Origin of the sequence: Pseudomonas cichorii, assembly GCF_015471405.1 — a bacterium.
GTDB classification, from domain to species: domain Bacteria; phylum Pseudomonadota; class Gammaproteobacteria; order Pseudomonadales; family Pseudomonadaceae; genus Aquipseudomonas; species Aquipseudomonas serbiensis.
This window is the reverse complement of sequence record NZ_BLVZ01000011.1, coordinates 34,433-54,268: the sequence shown is the minus strand read 5'-3', so window position 1 is coordinate 54,268 and position 19,836 is coordinate 34,433. Positions and strand designations below refer to the sequence as shown.

At 56.8% G+C, this 19,836-nt stretch carries 23 protein-coding genes and 1 other RNA gene; 10 read left to right on the top strand and 14 right to left on the bottom strand.

Annotation, left to right across the window (positions count from 1 at the left end):
- Window positions 1-188 precede the first annotated feature (188 nt).
- From JL015_RS18125 to JL015_RS18110, 4 genes are read right to left on the bottom strand one after another with little or no spacing between them, the layout of a single operon-like run.
- Window positions 189-923, bottom strand: coding sequence for an amino acid ABC transporter ATP-binding protein (locus JL015_RS18125; protein ID WP_201001140.1), 735 nt, complete (start codon window positions 921-923; stop codon window positions 189-191).
- On the bottom strand, window positions 910-1,560 hold the full coding sequence (locus tag JL015_RS18120; protein ID WP_201019528.1) for an amino acid ABC transporter permease: 651 nt from the start codon (window positions 1,558-1,560) through the stop codon (window positions 910-912). The genes JL015_RS18125 and JL015_RS18120 overlap by 14 nt, the downstream gene beginning before the upstream one ends.
- Window positions 1,557-2,222: an amino acid ABC transporter permease gene (locus tag JL015_RS18115; RefSeq protein ID WP_201001141.1), complete on the bottom strand. Its 666-nt coding sequence runs from the start codon at window positions 2,220-2,222 to the stop codon at window positions 1,557-1,559. Before JL015_RS18115 ends, JL015_RS18120 begins: the two co-directional genes overlap by 4 nt.
- Before the next feature lie 29 nt (window positions 2,223-2,251).
- Window positions 2,252-3,037, bottom strand: coding sequence for a transporter substrate-binding domain-containing protein (locus JL015_RS18110; protein ID WP_201001142.1), 786 nt, complete (start codon window positions 3,035-3,037; stop codon window positions 2,252-2,254).
- 251 nt (window positions 3,038-3,288) lie between these two features.
- Between JL015_RS18110 and JL015_RS18105 the strand changes: the two genes are divergently transcribed.
- From JL015_RS18105 to JL015_RS18080, 6 genes are all read left to right on the top strand, one after another.
- A complete protein-coding gene (locus JL015_RS18105; RefSeq protein ID WP_201001144.1) occupies window positions 3,289-3,993 on the top strand; it encodes a FadR/GntR family transcriptional regulator in 705 nt (234 codons plus the stop codon).
- 122 nt (window positions 3,994-4,115) lie between these two features.
- Window positions 4,116-4,445, top strand: a complete 330-nt coding sequence (gene trxA, locus JL015_RS18100; RefSeq protein WP_201001146.1) for a thioredoxin TrxA — start codon at window positions 4,116-4,118, stop codon at window positions 4,443-4,445.
- A 226-nt stretch (window positions 4,446-4,671) separates the two neighbouring features.
- Complete coding sequence (rho, locus tag JL015_RS18095) at window positions 4,672-5,931, top strand: transcription termination factor Rho (RefSeq protein ID WP_025257997.1); 1,260 nt, start codon at window positions 4,672-4,674, stop codon at window positions 5,929-5,931.
- A gap of 311 nt (window positions 5,932-6,242) precedes the next feature.
- Complete coding sequence (gene ubiD / locus JL015_RS18090) at window positions 6,243-7,709, top strand: 4-hydroxy-3-polyprenylbenzoate decarboxylase (RefSeq protein WP_198728142.1); 1,467 nt, start codon at window positions 6,243-6,245, stop codon at window positions 7,707-7,709.
- Window positions 7,709-8,677, top strand: a complete 969-nt coding sequence (locus JL015_RS18085; protein ID WP_201019420.1) for a CDP-6-deoxy-delta-3,4-glucoseen reductase — start codon at window positions 7,709-7,711, stop codon at window positions 8,675-8,677. Before ubiD ends, JL015_RS18085 begins: the two co-directional genes overlap by 1 nt.
- A gap of 205 nt (window positions 8,678-8,882) precedes the next feature.
- Window positions 8,883-9,557 carry a gamma-glutamylcyclotransferase gene (locus JL015_RS18080; RefSeq protein WP_201019419.1) on the top strand — a complete coding sequence of 225 codons (675 nt, stop codon included), beginning with the start codon at window positions 8,883-8,885 and terminating at the stop codon, window positions 9,555-9,557.
- 1 nt (window position 9,558) lies between these two features.
- On the opposite strand, the gene glpT is transcribed toward JL015_RS18080, so the two are convergent.
- Window positions 9,559-10,902 carry a glycerol-3-phosphate transporter gene (glpT, locus tag JL015_RS18075; protein ID WP_201001154.1) on the bottom strand — a complete coding sequence of 448 codons (1,344 nt, stop codon included), beginning with the start codon at window positions 10,900-10,902 and terminating at the stop codon, window positions 9,559-9,561.
- 272 nt (window positions 10,903-11,174) lie between these two features.
- On the opposite strand from glpT, the gene JL015_RS18070 reads away from it, so the two are divergent.
- Together JL015_RS18070 and JL015_RS18065 are read left to right on the top strand one after the other, a co-directional pair.
- Window positions 11,175-11,858 (top strand): energy transducer TonB, encoded by a 684-nt coding sequence (locus JL015_RS18070; RefSeq protein WP_201019418.1) that lies wholly within the window; start codon window positions 11,175-11,177, stop codon window positions 11,856-11,858.
- Window positions 11,859-12,506 carry an energy transducer TonB gene (locus JL015_RS18065; protein WP_201001158.1) on the top strand — a complete coding sequence of 216 codons (648 nt, stop codon included), beginning with the start codon at window positions 11,859-11,861 and terminating at the stop codon, window positions 12,504-12,506.
- An 89-nt stretch (window positions 12,507-12,595) separates the two neighbouring features.
- On the opposite strand, the gene JL015_RS18060 is transcribed toward JL015_RS18065, so the two are convergent.
- The 4 genes from JL015_RS18060 to JL015_RS18045 all read right to left on the bottom strand — a co-directional run bounded on the left by JL015_RS18060 (window position 12,596) and on the right by JL015_RS18045 (window position 16,909).
- Window positions 12,596-13,444, bottom strand: a complete 849-nt coding sequence (locus JL015_RS18060) for a hypothetical protein (RefSeq protein ID WP_201019417.1) — start codon at window positions 13,442-13,444, stop codon at window positions 12,596-12,598.
- Complete coding sequence (locus JL015_RS18055; RefSeq protein ID WP_201019416.1) at window positions 13,425-13,715, bottom strand: bacteriocin immunity protein; 291 nt, start codon at window positions 13,713-13,715, stop codon at window positions 13,425-13,427. Before JL015_RS18055 ends, JL015_RS18060 begins: the two co-directional genes overlap by 20 nt.
- Window positions 13,712-15,646: an S-type pyocin domain-containing protein gene (locus tag JL015_RS18050; protein ID WP_201019415.1), complete on the bottom strand. Its 1,935-nt coding sequence runs from the start codon at window positions 15,644-15,646 to the stop codon at window positions 13,712-13,714. Before JL015_RS18050 ends, JL015_RS18055 begins: the two co-directional genes overlap by 4 nt.
- 285 nt (window positions 15,647-15,931) lie before the next feature.
- Window positions 15,932-16,909, bottom strand: coding sequence for an NADPH:quinone oxidoreductase family protein (locus JL015_RS18045; protein ID WP_201019414.1), 978 nt, complete (start codon window positions 16,907-16,909; stop codon window positions 15,932-15,934).
- Between the two features lie 130 nt (window positions 16,910-17,039).
- Here JL015_RS18045 and JL015_RS18040 point away from each other — a divergent pair, with 130 nt between their 5' ends.
- Window positions 17,040-17,447 carry a flagellar basal body-associated protein FliL gene (locus JL015_RS18040; protein WP_201001167.1) on the top strand — a complete coding sequence of 136 codons (408 nt, stop codon included), beginning with the start codon at window positions 17,040-17,042 and terminating at the stop codon, window positions 17,445-17,447.
- A gap of 6 nt (window positions 17,448-17,453) precedes the next feature.
- Here the strand turns inward: JL015_RS18040 and JL015_RS18035 are convergent, their stop codons facing one another.
- Window positions 17,454-17,903: an EVE domain-containing protein gene (locus JL015_RS18035; RefSeq protein WP_201019413.1), complete on the bottom strand. Its 450-nt coding sequence runs from the start codon at window positions 17,901-17,903 to the stop codon at window positions 17,454-17,456.
- Between the two features lie 188 nt (window positions 17,904-18,091).
- Here JL015_RS18035 and JL015_RS18030 point away from each other — a divergent pair, with 188 nt between their 5' ends.
- The gene (locus JL015_RS18030; RefSeq protein WP_201001177.1) at window positions 18,092-18,244 is read left to right on the top strand and encodes a hypothetical protein; all 153 of its coding nucleotides are present in this window, start codon (window positions 18,092-18,094) and stop codon (window positions 18,242-18,244) included.
- A gap of 51 nt (window positions 18,245-18,295) precedes the next feature.
- Here JL015_RS18030 and JL015_RS18025 read toward each other — a convergent pair whose 3' ends face one another.
- From JL015_RS18025 to JL015_RS18010, 4 genes are all read right to left on the bottom strand, one after another.
- Entirely contained in the window at window positions 18,296-18,916 is a 621-nt protein-coding gene (locus JL015_RS18025; RefSeq protein ID WP_201019412.1) for a 5-formyltetrahydrofolate cyclo-ligase, read from the bottom strand.
- 90 nt (window positions 18,917-19,006) lie between these two features.
- Window positions 19,007-19,185: non-coding RNA, 6S RNA (gene ssrS, locus JL015_RS18020), on the bottom strand.
- Between the two features lie 30 nt (window positions 19,186-19,215).
- Window positions 19,216-19,545: a cell division protein ZapA gene (locus tag JL015_RS18015; RefSeq protein WP_201001180.1), complete on the bottom strand. Its 330-nt coding sequence runs from the start codon at window positions 19,543-19,545 to the stop codon at window positions 19,216-19,218.
- Complete coding sequence (locus JL015_RS18010; RefSeq protein ID WP_117163697.1) at window positions 19,542-19,751, bottom strand: TIGR02449 family protein; 210 nt, start codon at window positions 19,749-19,751, stop codon at window positions 19,542-19,544. Before JL015_RS18010 ends, JL015_RS18015 begins: the two co-directional genes overlap by 4 nt.
- Between the last annotated feature and the right edge of the window lie 85 nt (window positions 19,752-19,836).

Here is a 19,836-nt window from a genome sequence, read left to right as displayed (position 1 = left end):
ATGTATAGACACGGTAACCGCTCTGTGGGGCCGGATTTATCCGGGAAAGCGGTACATCGGCTGGATGTTGCTCCCATCAAGCATTCTGTAGGAGCGGATTTATCCGCGATCGAGTGCGAAGCGCTCGCAAATCTGCGACTGCTGCCAGGATAAATCCGCTCCTGCAAAGCCCTTTAACAATGGCTGGATCAGGCGTGCTCCACCGAGCCGATGAAATTTGCCAGTTCCGGGGTCTTCGGGTTGGCGAACAGTTCTTTCGGGTCGCCCACCTCATGCACCTTGCCCTGGTGCATGAAGACCAGCTTGTCACCCACTTCACGGGCGAAGCGCATTTCGTGGGTCACCATGATCAGGGTCATGCCGTCGGCAGCCAGCTGGCGCACGACGCTGAGGACTTCGTTGACCAGCTCCGGGTCCAGAGCCGAGGTGATCTCATCGCACAGCAGTACCTTGGGCGACATCGCCAGTGCCCGTGCGATGGCTACACGTTGCTGCTGACCGCCGGAAAGACGATCAGGGAAGGCATCGAACTTCTCGCCCAGCCCGACCCGTTCCAGCATTTGTCTGGCCAGCTTTGCGGCTTCGGCCTTGGGCACCTTTTGCACGACCTGAGGCGCGAGCATGACGTTTTCGCCAACGCTCAGGTGCGGAAACAGGTTGAACTGCTGGAACACCATGCCGACCTTCTGTCGCAGCGTGCGCAAGTCTGCGCGGGCTGCGTCCAGGTATTCGCCATCGACTTCGATCACGCCATCGTTGATCGACTCCAGCCCGTTGAGCGTGCGCAGCAGCGTGCTCTTGCCCGAGCCACTACGGCCGATGATCGCCACGACCTGGCCTTCTTCGACAGAAAGGTCGATGCCTTTGAGTACGTGATGGTCGCCGTAGTATTTATGCAGGGCGGAAATTCTAAGCAGAGGCATGCAGTCTCCTTTCCAGATGGCGCGCACAGAGCGACAAGGGGTAGCAAAGGATGAAGTAGCCCAGGGCAACGAAGCCGTAGACCATGAAGGGTTCAAACGTAGCGTTGGCCAGCATGCTGCCGGTCTTGGTCAGTTCGGTGAAGCCGATGATCGAGGTCACGGCAGTGCCTTTGACCACTTGCACCGAGAAACCGACCGTCGGCGCCACGGCGATGCGCAGTGCCTGCGGCAGGATCACATAACGCATCTGTTCAAGGGGTGTCATCGCCAGGCTGGCGGAAGCTTCCCACTGGCCCTTTGAAATCGATTCGACGCAGCCGCGCCAGATCTCGGCCAGGTAGGCACTGGTGAACAGCGTCAAAGCCAGAGCTGCAGCGGCCCATGGGGAAATATCCACGCCCATGAGCGCAACGCCGAAGAACACCAGAAACAACTGCATCAGCAGCGGCGTGCCCTGGAACAGTTCTATATAAAGAGTGGCTGCGACCCGTGGCCCGGTTTTGTCCGAGATGCGCATGCCCATCACCAGCAGGCCGATCAGGCCGCCGCCGATAAAGGCTACCAGCGAGAGGGCCACTGTCCATTGCAGGCCGGTCAGCAGGTTGCGCAGGATGTCCCAAAGGGTGAAATCCATCAGCGGCTCCTCGATATGTAGCGACGTCCGATCCAGGCCAGCAATTGCCGGATCAGCAACGCCATGCACAAGTAAACCAGCGTGGTAACGATGTAGGTCTCGAAGGCACGGAAGTTACGCGACTGGAGGAAGTTGGCGAAAAAACTCAGCTCTTCGGTGGCGATCTGCGAGCAGACCGACGACCCGAGCATCACGATGATGATCTGGCTGCTCAGTGCCGGCCAGACCTTGCTCAGCGCGGGTGCGAGCACCACGTAACGAAACGCTTCGTAGCGGTTCATGGCCAGTGCCGCGGCGGCTTCCAGTTGACCCTTGGGGATCGCCTGAATGCCGGCACGGATGATTTCCGTCGAATAGGCACCGAGGTTGATGACCATCGCCAGAATGGCTGCCTGCCACTCCGAAATCTGCATGCCAAGCGATGGCAGGCCGAAGAAGATGAAAAACAGCTGGACCAGAAACGGGGTATTACGGATCAGCTCGACATAGATGCCGAAGATCGTGGCGAACGGCTGGATCTTCCAGGCCCTCACGACTGCGCCAACGATGCCCAGGCTAACCCCGAGCAACGTGCCAATGGCAGTCAGTTCCAGCGTGAACAAGGCCCCGCGCAGCAAGAGATCAGCGCTTTGCAGGACCGGTGTAAAGTCGAATTGATAAGCCATTGGCGGATCCTGTGATCAGAACGCAGTGATCAAAGATCGGCTGGCAGCGGCTGCTTGAGCCAGGTCACGGAAGCTTTTTCCAGCGAACCGTCAGCCTTGGCAGCGTTGAGGATTTCGTTGACCTTGCCCAGCAGCTCCGGCTGGCCCTTGTTCACGCCGACATAGACCGGCGAATCCTTGAGCTTCACTTTCAGGGCCGGGATGCGTTTCGGGTTGCGCTCGCTGATGGCGACCATCACCACGTTGCCGCTGGCGATCAGGTCAGTCTGGCCAGCCAGGTAGGCGGCGATGGTCGAGTTGTTGTCTTCGAATCGCTTGATGGTTGCGCCTTCGGGAGCGACAGCGGTCAGTTCGATATCTTCGATAGCGCCACGGGTCACGCTGATGGTCTTGCCCTTGAGGTCATTGATGTCTTTGATCGGGGCATCAGGTGGGCCGAACACCGCCAGATAGAAAGGTGCATAGGCGCGGGAGAAATCGATGACCTTCTCGCGATCCGGGTTCTTGCCGAGGCTGGAGATCACCAGATCGACCTTGCCAGTGGTCAGGAAGGGAATGCGGTTGGTGCTGTTGACCGGCGTCAGCTCAAGTTTGACTTTCAGTCTGTCGGCCAGCAGTTGTGCGGTGTCGATATCCAGGCCGCGTGGTTTCATGTCCGGGCCGACCGAACCAAACGGAGGGAAGTCCTGAGGTACAGCGACTTTCAAGGTGCCGCGCGCTACTACGTCATCCAGACCGTTGGCATGGGCAGGGGTCTGGCTCAGCATCAGGCTGGCAAACAAGGCAGTAAGCAGTGCGCTGTAACGCTTGGTCATGGGAAATCTCCGAACGGAACGAAAGATGTTGGCTTGTCCCGTAGTGCACAGCTCATGCCAGTCATTCTGTTTGTGCCATAACTCGGGCTTTTCGGGCCGAATTTGGTCTTACTGGTCTGAACAGTTGGTTTGTCGGGTGCCCTGCTTTGGCGCGCCTGAAAGCCACGCCGCCCCAGCGCTGGGCGTCGCTTGCCGGATGATGAAGATGGCGATAAAAGGGGTTTTTACTGGACTGACTGGCCTGAACAGTGATGCCGCAAAACTCACTCGCAGTACCTGAATCGGCTCTTCGAGCAATCCGCAAACTGATTGCCGAGCAAGGCTACAAACCTGGCGACAGCCTGCCCTCGCAGCGGGATCTGGCGGTTTTGCTGGGCGTCAGTCGAGCCTCGTTGCGCGAGGCCTTGTCATCGCTGAGTGCCTTGGGAATTGTCAGTGTGCAGCCGGGCAAAGGGGTTTTCATTCAGTCGATTTCTGAACCAGAACAGCGCACGGCCGGTTTTTCCTGGCCTTTCGATGCCCGGGTTTCTCCAGCGGATACGTTTCAACTGCGTTATGCGCTGGAAGGCTTTGCCGCTGGTCTGGCCGCTGTCACCCTGACCGCCGACGAGCGGGACGTACTGGAAGACAATGTCGAAGCCATGCGCCTGGAGTTGCGCGCCGGGGATTTCGAGGCGGCGTCCAGGCTGGACTTCGAGTTCCACCGCCACATTCTGGTCGCCAGTGGCAATCAGGCCATGTTGGGAATTGTGACCGCAGGTGCCGATATCTTCCTCGAAAGTCAGAAAATGCCTTTCATTCGTGCAGGAAGAGTCATGGAAACCTGGCAGGAACATCGCAAGATTTTGCGGGCCCTTTCCCGGCATGCTTCCGGTCCGGCGCAAAAAGCCATGCAGGAACATATCCGTGGTGCTGCATTGCGCACGGGTATCGTCTTCGTTTCACCCGCCAGCTAAATGCGGGGCTATAACCATATTCATGGGTTCCGATAGCCAGACTCAATGATCCTCGGCTTCCTGAATGGCATCAGGCCCGCTATGATGAGCGTCGTTTTTAGCCTACGACCTCGGAGAACTCCATGAGTAGCGACCTGATCAAACACGTCACCGACGCCAGCTTCGAAGCCGATGTCCTCAAGGCTGCGGGCCCTGTGCTTGTTGACTACTGGGCTGAGTGGTGTGGCCCGTGCAAGATGATTGCCCCGGTTCTGGACGAAATCGCCAGCACCTACGAAGGCCGTCTGACCATCGCCAAACTGAACATCGATTCGAATCCGGATACCCCGGGCAAGCATGGCGTGCGTGGTATCCCGACCCTGATGCTGTTCAAGGACGGTAACGTCGAAGCCACCAAGGTAGGCGCCTTGTCGAAGTCGCAACTGGCTGCTTTCCTCGACGCCCATCTTTGATGTATCTAAAGCCCCGCGAATAGCGGGGTTTTTTCTGGCGTCGTACTAGACGCCTGGAAAATCAAGTGGTACATTCGGCCCCGCAATGGATTCTCCATTGCCCCCTGCAAGCCGTCGCCGACGCTCTCCTTTCGATTTAGTACGCGATCCTGTCGCCTTCTCTGCGGCGCGGCCTCATTAAGCCAAAAGCTTAATTTCCCTCCATACATGATTACGTCATTCCCATATGAACCTGACTGAACTCAAGCAAAAGCCGATTACCGATCTGCTCGAAATGGCCGAACAGATGGGCATAGAAAATATGGCCCGTTCGCGCAAGCAGGATGTGATTTTCTCCCTGCTGAAAAAGCACGCCAAAAGCGGCGAGGAAATTTCTGGTGATGGCGTGCTGGAGATCCTCCAGGACGGCTTCGGCTTCCTACGCTCCGCGGATGCTTCCTATCTCGCAGGCCCGGACGATATCTATGTCTCGCCTAGCCAGATCCGTCGTTTCAACCTGCGTACCGGCGACACCATCGTTGGCAAGATCCGCCCGCCGAAAGAAGGCGAGCGTTATTTCGCCCTGCTCAAGGTCGACACGATCAACTTCGATCGTCCGGAAAACGCCAAGAACAAGATTCTGTTCGAGAACCTGACGCCGCTGTTCCCGAACGTACGCATGAAGATGGAAGCCGGTAACGGTTCCACCGAAGACCTGACCGGTCGCGTGATCGATCTGTGTGCTCCAATCGGTAAAGGCCAGCGTGGTCTGATCGTTGCGCCGCCGAAAGCGGGCAAGACCATCATGTTGCAGAACATCGCGTCGAACATCACTCGCAACAACCCGGAAGTTCATCTGATCGTTCTGCTGATCGACGAGCGTCCTGAAGAAGTGACCGAAATGCAGCGTACCGTACGCGGCGAAGTGGTTGCTTCCACGTTCGACGAGCCACCAACCCGCCACGTGCAGGTTGCTGAAATGGTGATCGAGAAGGCCAAGCGTCTGGTCGAGCACAAGAAGGACGTCGTGATCCTGCTCGACTCCATCACTCGTCTGGCCCGCGCCTACAACACCGTGATCCCAAGCTCCGGCAAGGTACTGACCGGTGGTGTCGATGCTCACGCCCTGGAGAAGCCAAAGCGTTTCTTCGGTGCTGCGCGTAACATTGAAGAAGGCGGCTCGCTGACCATCATCGCCACCGCGCTGGTTGAAACCGGCTCGAAGATGGACGAAGTGATCTACGAAGAGTTCAAGGGTACGGGCAACATGGAGCTGCCTCTGGATCGCAAGATCGCAGAGAAGCGTGTGTTCCCGGCCATCAACATCAACCGCTCCGGCACCCGCCGTGAAGAGCTGTTGACTGCTGACGATGAACTGCAACGCATGTGGATCCTGCGCAAGCTGCTGCATCCTATGGATGAAGTCGCTGCCATCGAGTTCCTGGTCGACAAGCTCAAGCAGACCAAGACCAACGATGAATTCTTCCTGTCGATGAAACGCAAGTAACTGACAGGTTGAACAGAAAATGGCGTCCTTCGGGGCGCCATTTTTTTTGATGGTCGTCTGGGGAAGTAGTGCTGATCAGTTAAGGCACAAAAAACTTGTGGGAGGCAGCTTGCTGGCGAAAAAGGCCTGAAACCGGCAGATATTCTGCGGCTGTACGAGGAAGTCGCCAGCAAGCTGCTTCCCACGAATGACATTCACGTCTTTGGCCTGTCCCGCTTTCCAGAATAAATTCACTCCTGTGCCTGCTCATGGCTGCCACGAATCTGCAGAGCAGGTACGATGTGCACCTATTTGAATAAGTGGCCAGGTTAATGAAGTTCAAGGACCTAAGGGATTTCGTGCAGCAGCTTGAGCAGCGCGGAGAGTTGAAACGCATTCAGATGCCCATTTCCCCTGTGCTGGAAATGACTGAAATCTGCGACCGTACGCTGCGCGCCAAAGGCCCGGCCCTGCTGTTTGAAAAGCCGGTCGGTTTTGACATCCCGGTGTTGGGCAACCTGTTCGGAACGCCGGAGCGTGTCGCCATGGGCATGGGCGCCGAATCCGTCGACGAGCTGCGGGAAATCGGCAAGTTGCTGGCCTTCCTCAAGGAGCCGGAGCCGCCCAAAGGCCTGAAGGATGCCTGGTCAAAGCTGCCTATCTTCAAGAAAGTCATCTCCATGGCCCCCAAGGTGGTCAAGGATGCGCCGTGCCAGGAGATCGTCATCGAAGGCGATGACGTCGACCTGAACATGCTGCCCGTCCAGACCTGCTGGCCCGGCGATGTCGCTCCGCTGATCACCTGGGGTCTGACGGTCACTCGTGGGCCGAACAAGGAACGCCAGAACCTGGGCATCTATCGCCAGCAGGTGATCGGGCGTAACAAGGTCATCATGCGCTGGCTCAGCCATCGTGGCGGTGCGTTGGACTTCAAGGAGTGGTGCATCAAGCATCCCGGCGAGCCGTTCCCCGTAGCCGTTGCCCTGGGCGCGGACCCGGCGACCATTCTGGGTGCCGTGACGCCTGTGCCTGACAGCCTGTCCGAATATGCGTTTGCAGGCCTGCTGCGCGGCACTCGCACCGAACTGATCAAGTGCCGTGGCAACAACCTGCAAGTGCCTTCCAGTGCCGAAATCGTCCTTGAGGGTGTGATTCATCCCGGTGAAATGGCCGATGAAGGTCCTTATGGCGACCACACCGGTTATTACAACGAAGTGGACAGCTTCCCGGTGTTCACCGTCGAGCGCATCACCCATCGCATCAAGCCGATCTACCACAGCACCTACACGGGCCGTCCGCCGGATGAACCGGCGATTCTGGGCGTGGCGCTGAACGAAGTGTTCGTGCCGATCCTGCAAAAGCAGTTCCCGGAAATCGTCGACTTCTACCTGCCGCCCGAAGGCTGTTCCTATCGCATGGCCGTCGTGACCATCAAAAAACAGTACCCGGGCCATGCCAAGCGCGTGATGCTGGGTGTCTGGTCGTTCCTGCGACAGTTCATGTACACCAAGTTCGTTATTGTCACCGACGACGACATCAATGCTCGTGACTGGAACGACGTGATCTGGGCCATCACCACGCGCATGGACCCCAAGCGCGACACGGTTATGATCGAAAATACGCCGATCGATTACCTGGATTTCGCTTCACCGGTTTCTGGTCTGGGTTCCAAGATGGGGCTGGATGCAACGCATAAATGGCCGGGTGAAACCACACGTGAGTGGGGCCGGGCTATCGTCAAGGACGAGGCGACGACACGTCGGGTCGATGAAATCTGGAATCAACTGGGAATAGATTGATGCGTGTAACGTTGCAGCCGTCGGGTGCAGTGCTGGAAACCCTGCCGGGCGAGCGGATTCTCGATGCTGCACAGCGCCTGGGCTATGAATGCCCCCAGAGCTGCCGCAACGGTAATTGTCATGTCTGCTCGGCGCTGCTGGTGCAGGGGCGCGTGAAACAGGCCAGTGATGAGCTGACCCACGGTGAAATCTATACTTGTCTGGCAGAGCCGCTGGAAACCTGCGAAGTGCTGTGGGATGCGGTACTGCCCCTTGGCCAGTTGCCGGTGCGCACGTTTGCCTGCCAGCTCAGCGAGTGCGTTGAAGTGGGCGGCGATGTCTGGCGGGTCGGCCTGAGGGCTCCAGCTGGCAAGCTGCCCCGCTATCACGCCGGGCAATACCTGATGCTCGAGCGCGAGAACGGCGAAAAATCCGCCTTCTCGCTGGCTTCGGCGCCTCACAAGGGGCGTGACCTGGAATTGCATGTGCTGGTCCGTGAGGCCAGTGCCCGCACGCTGATCGAACAGCTTCAACGCAATGCCATGGCGCGGGTCGAGCTACCTTTTGGCGATACCCATCTTGCCGACCTGCCCGATGGTCCGCTGGTACTGATCGCGGCTGGCACGGGCATGGCGCAGATGAGCAGCCTGATCGAGCATTGCCGCGCCAAGGGCTTCAGCCATCCGGTGCATCTGTACTGGGGCGTGCGCCGTCCCGAGGATTTTTACGAAATCCAGCATTGGGACGAGTGGGCAACGCTGCCCAACCTGTTCCTGCACAAGGTCGTCAGCGACCTTTGTGGTTGGGAAGGGCGCTGTGGGATGTTGCATGAAGCGGTCCGCGATGACATCAGCGATCTGTCCTCGATCCATGTCTATGGCAGCGGCTCGCCCGCCATGATCTACGCGACCCTCGATGCCTTGGTGGGTGCCGGAATGGACGCTCATCAGATGCGTGCTGACGTTTTTGCCTACGCGCCTCGCGCATAGCTTCTGACTGGCGGCCTTGTAACCGGATTGCAATTTTTTTCATTCGCTTATAGCTTATAGCGATGAAAAACATCATCGTATGCTTTTTCGCAACACAGGCCCCGGCCTGCAGCAAGACCCGCACCACGATACCTTGGCGCCGCTTATCCATGAGCGGGTCCTCAGGGCTCGGTTATGACTGACAGCCAGGCTGTCAGGGAGGCAAATGGACAATCCAATCAATGAATTGGCGGCGGCCGTACATGACGGCCTTGGTCTGAAATATCCGCCAGTAATCGATCTTGGCCCGCAACTGACCCGTGAGCAATTGCTTGCATCGATGAATGCCACCATGCGGCGCCACAAGGGCGGCCCTGTCTGGCTGTTCGCCTATGGCTCGCTGATCTGGCGTCCTGAATGCAAGGCCGTCGAGCGTCAGCGCGCGCGCGTTCACGGCTACCATCGCGGTTTGTATCTGTGGTCCCACGAGCATCGGGGCACACCCGAAGTGCCCGGCCTGGTATTCGGTCTGGATCGTGGCGGCTCCTGCACGGGGTTCGCCTATCGCTTGCCGGATGAATGCCTTGAAGAGTCCCTGTTTGCGCTCTGGAAGCGCGAGATGCCTTATCCCTCTTATCGACCGCACTGGCTGAGCTGCCGTCTTGAAGATGGCACCCAGGTACAGGCTTTGGGATTTGTGCTGGAGCGGCATCTGCCCAGTTACGCGGGCAACCTGCCGGACAGTGTGCTGAGCCAGGTGCTGGCCAGCGCGAGCGGACGGTATGGCACCACCCGCGATTACGTGGAGCAGACCGCCAACGCCCTGCGTAGCCACGCCATGCCAGACCTGAATCTGGAGGCGCGGCTGAAGCGTTGCCGGTCTAACCCGGTTGCACTTTGACTCAAGCTTCCCGGGACGTGCTGGCAACCTGCTTGTGACGTAGTGTTGGCGCAAGGAACGCCATCGCCAGGATGCAGGCACCGATCAGCAGCACGAAACCGCCATCCCAGCCGAAGTGGTCAACGGTGTAACCCATCGCCGCACTTGCTGCGACCGAGCCGCCCAGATAACCGAACAGCCCCGTGAAACCTGCCGCAGTACCGGCAGCCTTCTTGGGAGCCAGCTCCAGCGCTTGCAGGCCGATCAGCATCACCGGACCGTAGATCAGGAAGCCGATGGAAACCAGAGCGATCATGTCGACGGTCGGGTTGCCTTCCGGGTTCAGCCAGTACACCAGCGTTGCGATGGTCACCAGGAACATGAACACCATGCCGGTCAGGCCACGGTTGCCCTTGAAGATCTTGTCCGACATCCAGCCACACAGCAGCGTGCCCGGAATACCCGCCCACTCGTACAGGAAATAGGCCCACGAAGTCTTGTCGACCGTGAAGTGCTTGGCTTCTTTCAGGTAGGTTGGCGCCCAGTCCAGCACGCCATAGCGCAGCAGATAGACGAACACGTTAGCCAGGGCGATGTACCACAGCAGTTTGTTGCGCAGCACGTACTTGACGAAGATTTCCTTGGCGCTGAATTCTTCTTCATGGCTGGCATCGTAGCCTTCCGGGTAGTCGTTCTTGTAGTGCTCGATCGGTGGAAGACCGACCGACTGCGGCGTGTCGCGCATGGTCGCGAAAGCGAATACCGCTACCAGCAAGGCTACGGCTGCCGGCACATAGAATGCCGCGTGCCAGTCGTTGGTCCAGCCCATGCCCAGCAGAAACAGCGGGCCGATCAGGCCTCCACCCACGTTATGCGCCACGTTCCAGACCGAAACCACACCGCCGCGTTCTTTCTGCGACCACCAGTGCACCATCGTCCGCCCGCTCGGTGGCCAACCCATGCCTTGTGCCCAGCCGTTTATGAACAGCAGCACAAACATGATTGTGACACTGGACGTCGCCCAGGGCGCGAAACCGAAAATGAACATCACCCCGGCCGACACCAGCAACCCGAACGGCAGGAAATAGCGTGGGTTGGACCGGTCCGAAATCAGTCCCATCAAGAACTTCGACAGGCCGTAAGCAATCGCAATGGCCGACATCGCCACCCCCAGTTGCCCGCGTGTGTAGCCTTCCTCAATCAGGTAAGGCATCGCCAGGGAGAAGTTCTTGCGCAGCAGGTAGTAACCGGCATAACCGATGAAAATACCGGCGAAGATCTGCCAGCGCAGACGACGGTAAGTGCTATCGACCTTTTCTTCGGGTATGGGTGCCAGGTGCTTGGCAGGACGGAAAAACGCAAACATGCAGACGCTCCGGGTTTTTATTTTTTGCGAATGCGAATATTACATTTTCGTTACAGAAAAAAGCAGTGCTTTTTCTGAAAGTTCAGTAGGAAATGTGAGGCTGTTCGTGTTCTTTTGTGAACATCGGATTTTGGTTTGCGCTGCCTGATTTGTTTGGGATTGGTCCTACGCGGCAATGGGATTTCGTGTCCTTATGCGCCCTGAGGGAGGCTTCTACTATCGCGATCGCTACGCCATGCAGGCGTTCATATCGCGGTTTGTAGAGGTTATGGATGAAGCTTTTCGTGTTTGTTTTGGTTCTTTTGCTGCCGCTGTCGGTGCAGTCTGCCGATGCCTTGCTGGTCCCGTTGTTTACGCCCAGGCCCGAGTACCCGCCAGCCTTGATCAGGAGCCGATACACCGGAAAGGTGCGAGTCCAGCTGGTGGTGACTTCCAGCGGCAATGTGCAGGACGTTCGGGCTATAGAAAGCGGGCATCCAGAACTGACTGAAGCCGCTGTGTGGACCTTGGCCCAATGGCGTTATCGCCCATGGATCGGAGCCATTGGCGCGCCTTCGCAAGTCAGCATTATGGTCCCTGTCATTTTTGGCTCTCACGGAAGCAGGCACTTCAATGATGAAATTGATGTCGGCCTGAGCAATATCCGCTGTGCTTATGTGAATAACGAAGTCGATACGCAAACAAGGGACTTCCCGGAGGAGCCTTTGAATAAAGTCGACGTGTTCTGGTACACCGGTCAGTTCCTGTTCAGCAGCTATGCCGCTCTTTTACGCAGTGAAGATGAGCGAAAAGTCTTGCTTGAGCAGTTGGGGCAATCGATACCAGAGATTGTGAAACGCTGCCGGCTTAATCCAGAGCACAGCTATGGGGACTACCTTCCCGTTTCCATCAAGAGTCTGTTGAGTGGTTTGACACAGACCGACTATGTACCCAGCGTCTTGCAAGGAGCGCTGTGAATGTCGAGAAAACCTCATGGGCTGGGTGCGTTGTTGTTTACAGGTTTTTTGTTTGCGGGCTGTGCAAAAGCTGCGGACTCATACCCGGTGCCATTGTTTATGCCGGATATCGAGTATCCAGAAGAGCTGCGCGGTTCACGTGTAAAAGGCGATGTTGTCGTACGGATCTTTATTCAGGCCGATGGCGGGGTTCGATTCCTTGAGGTACTTGATTCGACCGAGCCAAGATTCGTCGCTGCAACCAAGCGGGCTATAGAGCAATGGCGTTTCGAGCCCTGGACGCCGTCAGGCCCCAATCCTGAGGGCGAAGTGGTGAAGGTCACATACAGCTATTTAGGGCGGCCGCATAAAGGACCGTCGCTTACCGCCAATGTCGAGTTAAAGAAGGTGTCATGCCGTCAGCTTATTAAAGAAAGAGATGAAAACTGGCGGGAAAAGGGTTCGTCTTATAAGGCGGATATCTTGACCCGAACGGAGCACTACCTTTCAAGTGGGCATGTCATACAGCAGTTTCTTTCAGCCGATGCGCGGGAGGCGCTGGTCATGGAGTTTATTAACGCGACTCCGGGCATTCTGGAAAACTGTCGAAAAAATCCCGACAGAAAGTATGTGGATTATCTGCCGGAGAATGTCCGGCGGAGTTTGTAGCGTGGGGTGTTTGTATTTTTCGCGAATAAATTCGCTCCTACGGTCTGCGTAGGAGCGAATTTATTCGCGAAGCCTGTTCTGGGTGGGCGTCAAGCGGCGGCTTGGCTCATCCTGAGAATTTCATCGAAGTGGACATCGTCGGACAAGTCCGCATGTGGCTGCATCGCCTCATGAAACGCCATGATTGCAACCTCAATACTTGCTCCAAGGCTGCTCAGCGCCAACTTGATCTGCTGACTGGCTTCTGGTCCTGGAACCCACGCGACTGATTGAGTGGCAACCTGCGGTGGGTTCTCGGCCGTTTCACTTTGCGCCTGACGTGCGGCCAGCGTTCGTGCAGCCTCCTCGACCTGGCTGCGTGCAAGTGCCAGCGCAGCCTGCTTTGCTTCTTCGATCTGACGCTTGGCCAGCTCACGAGCCTCTTCTTCAGCCTTTATCCGAGCTGCTTCTTCAGCAACGCGCTGTGCCTGGAGGCGAGCGGCCTCGGCTGCCAGGTGTTGAGCTTGCAGTTGCTCTTGCTCGACCAAGCGGCCTGCAACTGGCGCAATGCGCTGTGCGAACTCGGCCAGAAAACGATTGGATTCCAGTGCGATGTGAGCGTTGTAGATGTTCATTGTGAACCCTATCCACGTCATTCCTGCGTTCTGGTGCGCAACTTGACTCTCTATAGACTCCTTGGTGTGCGGCATATGGCCCAAGTACAGCTTGGCATCACTGAGGTCTTGGGGGGCAATCACTGCAAGTTTGCTCGCCGCAAGATGTTCGGCACTCACGCGATAACGCGCAACCACCTGAGAGGGTGCCATGCCGGTTGTGTTGCCGACTTGACCAGCCAGCTCTTTTTGCAGAAAGTCAGGCAGTTTATGAAGTTGGTGTTGAAACTCTTCCATGAAGTTCTCTCTTGTTAAAAAGGTTGTATTAATGATGTGGTTGATCATGGTGGTTGTCGGGTGATTTGAATCCCGGTTTTCCATTCTGAGCACGCCATCTTTTTACTGTTTCCAGAATGCCCTGATTGGTGGGAACTTCTGCGTAATAAATCAAATCTGAGCCGTCAGGGTGCTCCGTTATTTCTATAAAGTGGTCCAATAAGAGATCCGTGTGTCTTTCAAATTCTTCTCCGGGCAGGTTTCTAGGGTTGGTGAACTCGTTGATAAGGTCTAGAAACTCTTGCTCTGTGTAATTTTCCAGTTTTCTTTTGAGGTTCATTGCAATTTCCTGTGATGTTCGATGTGCTGTCTGGGAGGAAGTACTCTCAAGTTATCAATGTCGTAAACACCCCCGCCGTTCGCTATTTCATGCACATGATGGATCTCAAAAACTTTCCGTCCTCCCACTTGATCAGCCAGCTTTGGTCGTGGAGCACGTCCGGACTTCATCAGCGCAAGGTTGTATGGTGTAAATTGTTCCTGAAGCTCTGGGTCACTGGCTATCGCCTTCCAGATTTCTGCTCGTAATCTGCCAAAACTACTGAACTGTCTACCCCTCAACTGATCCGCAATATGCGAAGGAATGGGAGCCCCTTGCGCACGCGTGTTTTCGCCTAGCCAGATGCCTGTTACCGGTTTTCCGTATCCTGTTGCGACTCCCGGAATAGTCCGCGGGTCCTTGAAAAGCAGGTAGGTGTCCGGCAGGCCGGAGCCTGGCGGGAATACCAGGATGTAATCGTCAGGGTCGTCATTGACGAAGCTAGGCAGTTCGTCAACGCGGGTGCCTTGTGGCGATACATCCACTCCCGGGTCAACCGGCAAGGCCGGTTTCTGGCCTGGAAAACGGGTGGAGCTATCTGCCGGTTGTTCAATTGGAGTCCAGACCAGTGCTGGCTGGGTATCGCCGTCACGAATAAATTCGTAGGTATTGTTCTGAGCGTTGTATGTGAAATTTCGGACACGAACTTTAGTGCCGATTTTTACGCCGTCTGCCACCACCCACTTGGCAACCGATTGTTGGCCGTCGTCCTCCATGACCAATCGGTGTGGAACATCAATGCTGCCGTTGACGCTGGCAACGTATTCCATATCCACCTGTGACGGCAGATTGAGTTGTGAGGCCGGGCTTGCAACTACGGTGGGTGTGAGTTCGGCGTTGCCTAACGTGGGCGAGTACAGCGCCAAGGCAACGCCAGGGCTCAACTTCAACCGACTGATTGCCGTTTTGATGAATATCTCTTTAGCGATCTGTCCGGCCTTTTCCAGCCCTTCGGCAGGGGTGGGCAAACTGCCGGACGTGTTCGATGCGGCGATTGCCGACCACAAACGCTCGGCACCAGCCCGTGGCGATGGAGCATTGTTCTGACGGGCTTGCGACATCCGGGCGTGACGCTCGGACAACTCCGTAGAGCGCTGCTCCAGAAAAGCCACCGACTCAGCGAGCAACCTGGCTTCATGCGCATTGCTCACGGCATCCGTCCAGGCCTGATGGGCCTGTTGAGCACGCTGCTGATCGCCTTGGCTGCGGGATTCCAGGTAGTGGCGATACTGCTCAGGTGTGGTGGCTGACAGCGCCTCGCCATGCGCCAGCGTTTTGAGGTTGCGTTGCTCCAGCTCCGCCTGTTTGCGGGCCAGCAGGTAGTTGATCCGGGATTTTTCCTGAAGGATCAGGTCCGCTAACGGTTGGTGGGTCGGGTTATCCGCCAGTGGTTCAAGGTCAGATTGAATCTCACCTAGTAGCGCGGTGGGCAGCCCCGGTGCGGTCTGGTTGTAGCGTTGATCAAGATCAGACCTGACTGTTTGTTGAGTCTGGATGAAGTCGCTGATTGTTTGTCGATACGCCTGAGCGGCTGCCGCTTGAGCGCGTGCTTGTTCTGCGGCTTGTGCTTGCGCGTGAGCCTGAGCACGTGCCTGCTGTTCAGCTTGGGCTTGGGCTGCCGCCTGCTGTTGAGCCTGGGCCTGTAGGTTGGCTCTGTGTTGCGCAATGGCCTTTGCGCGCTTTCTGGCTCTTTTACGACTATTGCCACCGAAACCGCCCCCAATGCCGCCGATGCTCCCGCTGCCCGGCCCGAAGCCAGTGCTCCAGCCGCTACCACTACTATGCCCACCGCCTCTGCCATAGGGGTTGCCGGTGGGGTCAAAAGGGCGATTGTGCTTATCGGCATCCTTCCCCGAAGTTACCCAAATATTCTTTCCTTCTTGGTCACTCATACAGTTTCTCCTTTGCTGTATGGTGAGAAGTTACTCAGTAGTTATCAGGTAATGAGGTAAATAGTTGTTGTGTGAAAATGATTTATTGTTATTAATTTGGTGTGTCAGAAGCGTCTGTCAGACTCTCTGAGTGATAGAGTTTTGCGGTAAATATTTATTTTTGTGTTGAGGATTTTAGTTGTTTTAATGCGTGTACTAGCTTGCCTGTTAAGGCCGCAGAGACTTTCTGACTTTAAAAGTCACACGCTGAGCCGCCCTTGCGGCGACCCAGGTTTTAATTTCATTTCAACCAACCGCCACCACCACTTTCCCCACCGCACTTCTTTTCCCCAGCACGTCAATCGCCTCTGCACCTCTTTCCAGCGGGTAAACCTGCGATACCAGCGGTTTCAACTTTCCTTCTGTATACCAATCAAACAATTGCTTGAAGTTCGCGGCATTGTCTTGAGGTTGTCTTTGCGCGAAGGAGCCCCAGAACACGCCGACTACTGATGCACCCTTTAATAGCGCGAGGTTTACGGGCAGTTCGGGGATGCGGCCGCTGGCGAAGCCGACGACCAGCAGGCGGCCGTTCCAGGCGATGGCGCGTACGGCCTGATCGAAGAGGTCGCCGCCGACCGGGTCGTAGATGACATCGACGCCGTTGCCTGCGGTCAGGCGTTTTACTTCGTCCTTGAGGCTGGTTTCGCTGTAGTTGATGAGTTCGTCGGCACCGGCGTTTCTGGCCACTTCGAGTTTTTCGGCAGTGCTGGCGGCAGCGATGACGCGGGCACCCAGGGCTTTGCCGATTTCCACGGCGGCCAGGCCCACGCCGCCGGAGGCTCCGAGCACCAGCAGGGTTTCGCCGGGTTGCAGGTTGGCGCGTTGTTTGAGGGCGTGCATGGAGGTGCCGTAGGTCATGCTGAATGCGGCGGCGGTGTTGAAGTCCATGGCTTGCGGGATCGGCAGTACGTTGTAGCCCGGCACGGCAACCTGTTCGGCGAAGCTGCCCCAGCCGGTCAGCGCCATGACCCGGTCGCCGGGTTTGAGGTGGGTTATCTTTTCACCGACCTGCGAGATGATTCCCGCTGCTTCGCCGCCAGGTGAAAAAGGGAAGGGCGGCTTGAACTGGTATTTGCCTTCGATGATCAGCGTGTCTGGAAAGTTGACCCCGGCAGCCTTTACATCGAGCAGGATTTCGTTCTTTTTGATGACGGGGCTGGCGACGTTTTCCAGTACCAGGGTGTCGGCAGGACCGAAGGCTTTGCAAAGCAGTGCTTTCATCGGACTATTCCTTTTCCAGTAATGGCCGATAAGGTCGGATATGCAGGTTTTCGGGTCAATGAGCATGGCCCGGCCTTATAAGCGTGTATAAGCTGTAACCTACGCGGCAACCCGTATTAAGGAGTGGACTGTGAAAGCGTGGATCTTGATGTTGTTGGCCTTGTCGCTGCCTGCCCTGGCGCAGGAAGAAGCCAAAGAAGGCGAGGGCGAGCCCAAGGCGGCTTATGTTTCCCTGACGCCTCCGTTTGTGGGTAACTACGCTCTTGATGGCGGGCCGAAGTTGCGCGTCTACAAGGCCGATATCGCCCTGCGCGTTACCGGTGCCGAGGCTCAGGCTGCGGTCAAGCGCAATGACCCGCTGATCCGTAATCTGCTGGTTGCCCTGTTTACCCAGCAGACTGTCGACTCCATGAGCAGCGCCGATGCGAAGGAAAAGATTCGTCAGGAAGCGCTCAAGCAGGTCCAGCAAGTGATGACCAGCGAAGAGGGCAAGCCGATCGTTGAAGACTTGCTGTTTAACAACTTCATCGTTCAGTAACGCTTTTCAGCGCAGTGCCAGGATCGCCGACCACTGTTCGGCGGTCACGGGCATGACCGAGAGTCGACTGCCTTTCTGCACGAGAGGCAGTTGCTCAAACGCCGCTTGTTGTTTCAGATAACCCAGCCCCAGCACTTTCGGGAATATGTCCACGAAGGCTACATCGACTGCGCTCCAGGGGTTTTTCTCGGCGCTTGCCTTGGCATCGAAGTAATGGCTTTGCGGCTCAAGGGCTGTCGGGTCCGGGTAAGCCGCTTCGATAATCCTGCCAACTCCGGCAATGCCCGGCTCCGGGCAACTGGAGTGATAGAAAAAGAACTCATCCCCCACCGCCATGCTGCGCAGGAAGTTGCGGGCCTGATAGTTGCGCACGCCATCCCAGCGGGTTTTGACGAGGCGTTGCAAGTCACTGATCGAAAGTTCGTCGGGCTCTGATTTCATCAGCCAATAGGCCATTGGGTGTTCTCCATGGAAATGCACAACATCGGGATGTTTTTATGACAAACCGACAGTCGGTTGGCGCCACTATTTGCGTACTGGTTCACGTTATCGCAAAATGCCGCTTTTTTAAGCACCCTGCTGTTACACAGCCTGTACAGAAGCGGCTGTTGGCAGCGCTTTGATTTGCCGAAGGAGGGCAGTCAATGAAACGCAAGCCGGATTTACTGTGGGTTTTAGTTGCATTGTTCGGCTTGGGTATCGTGACTACCGGTTATGCGCAGAGCTTGTGGACCAACAAGGTGGATGCTCCTGTCGAGATCACTCAGCAGCAACAGAAAGTGCCCGGCCGGCATTGAGGTTGTAAGCATCCTTCTTTTCCGGGGGCTATGCCTGTAGCTCCCGCCGCGTCACTTTCCCGATTCCTGCTGTGCCAGATACCAGCGTCTGTCCGATACCGTGCCTTGCAGCGGTACGTCCCAGCTTGCCTGTGCGAGTCGTTCGACCTTCTGGCATTCATGGGCCATGCCCAGCAGTACCGGTTTTTTCCAGGTTTTTCTGCGCGCCAGATAGGCCAGGCTTCGGTCGTAGAAGCCGCCACCCATCCCGAGGCGTCCGCCTTCGTCATCGAACCCGACCAAGGGCATCAGGATCAGATCCAGTGCCCAGATATTGCGCTGCCGTGCGCGGTTGATACGCGGCTCCGGGATGCGAAAACGGTTGGGTATGAATTTCTCGCCGGGACGCACGCGCTGGAAAACCATTCTGGTACGCGGCCATGCGTTGAGCACCGGCAAGTAAGTCGCCTTGCCCCGGCGTTGGGCAGCGCGTAGCAAAAGGCGTGGGTCGATCTCGCCGTCCATGGGCAGATACAGCGAGACATGCCGGGCGCGACGAAACAGTGGGTGTTGCGCCAGTTGGCGATAGAGGCCGTGGGCGGCTTCGCGTTGCTGGCTGCGGCTCAATGCACGACGCGCCTTGCGTAGCTGGCGGCGCAGTTGTGTGCGTGTGAGCGACGATGTGCTGATCATAAGTGCAAGATCATGCAGGCTGATCCGTGAGGTTGAAACCAGAGACAGGATCGTCACTGCCGGCAGCAGAACCGGCAATGAATTGAATGTGGACTCCCCGACGAACCGCTGTCGGTTTAGCCCTTGAACCCGAAAGTTCAAGGTGGAGATTGCAGGAGGTTTTAAGGCTTTCCGTCGAGCGGACATGCACACCAACCCCAACGTGCAACCCCCGTGGTTGTGCGTATCGGCTCAGGGACATGACCGACTGGCAAGCACTCCAGGGAGCGGCGCAAGTATACAGAAACGTCCGGAAATAATCAGCTGCGTGGTGAATCGGGTGTTGTCGGGGTTTCTGTGGACAGTGCCAGATCGACTCTTTCCAGCAGGTCGCGGACGTGTTCGCGGGTCGAACCGCTGGTTTGCACGTCAGGCAGATTCTGTTTGTGCAGCAGGTCGTGAGTGATGTTCAGGGCGGCCATGACGGCAATGCGGTCTGCGCCAATCACTTTCCCGCTGCTGCGGATTTCACGCATCTTGCCATCCAGGTAGCGGGCGGCGCTGACCAGGTTGGTGCGCTCTTCCTGAGGGCAAATGATCGAGTATTCCTTGTCGAGGATTTGAACGGTAACGCTGTTGCCATTACTCATGAGTCTTGCTCCAGGGCCTTGAGGCGCGAAATCATGGACTCGACCTTCTGCCGGGCGATTTCGTTCTTTTCAATGAGGTGGGCGCGTTCCTCGCGCCAGGATTTTTCCTGAGCTAGTAGGAGTGCATTTTGGCTTTTAAGTTGCTCTGTGTGTTTGAGCAGCAATTCCAGCCGGTTCATCAGGGCTTGCAGATCGGTGTCTTCCATTGTTTTCCACTGAGTACTTTCTGATGAATGGCACGGAGTCGGTTAACGCCACTGCCTCTAACCGCCGCGTTGATGATCTTGTTGC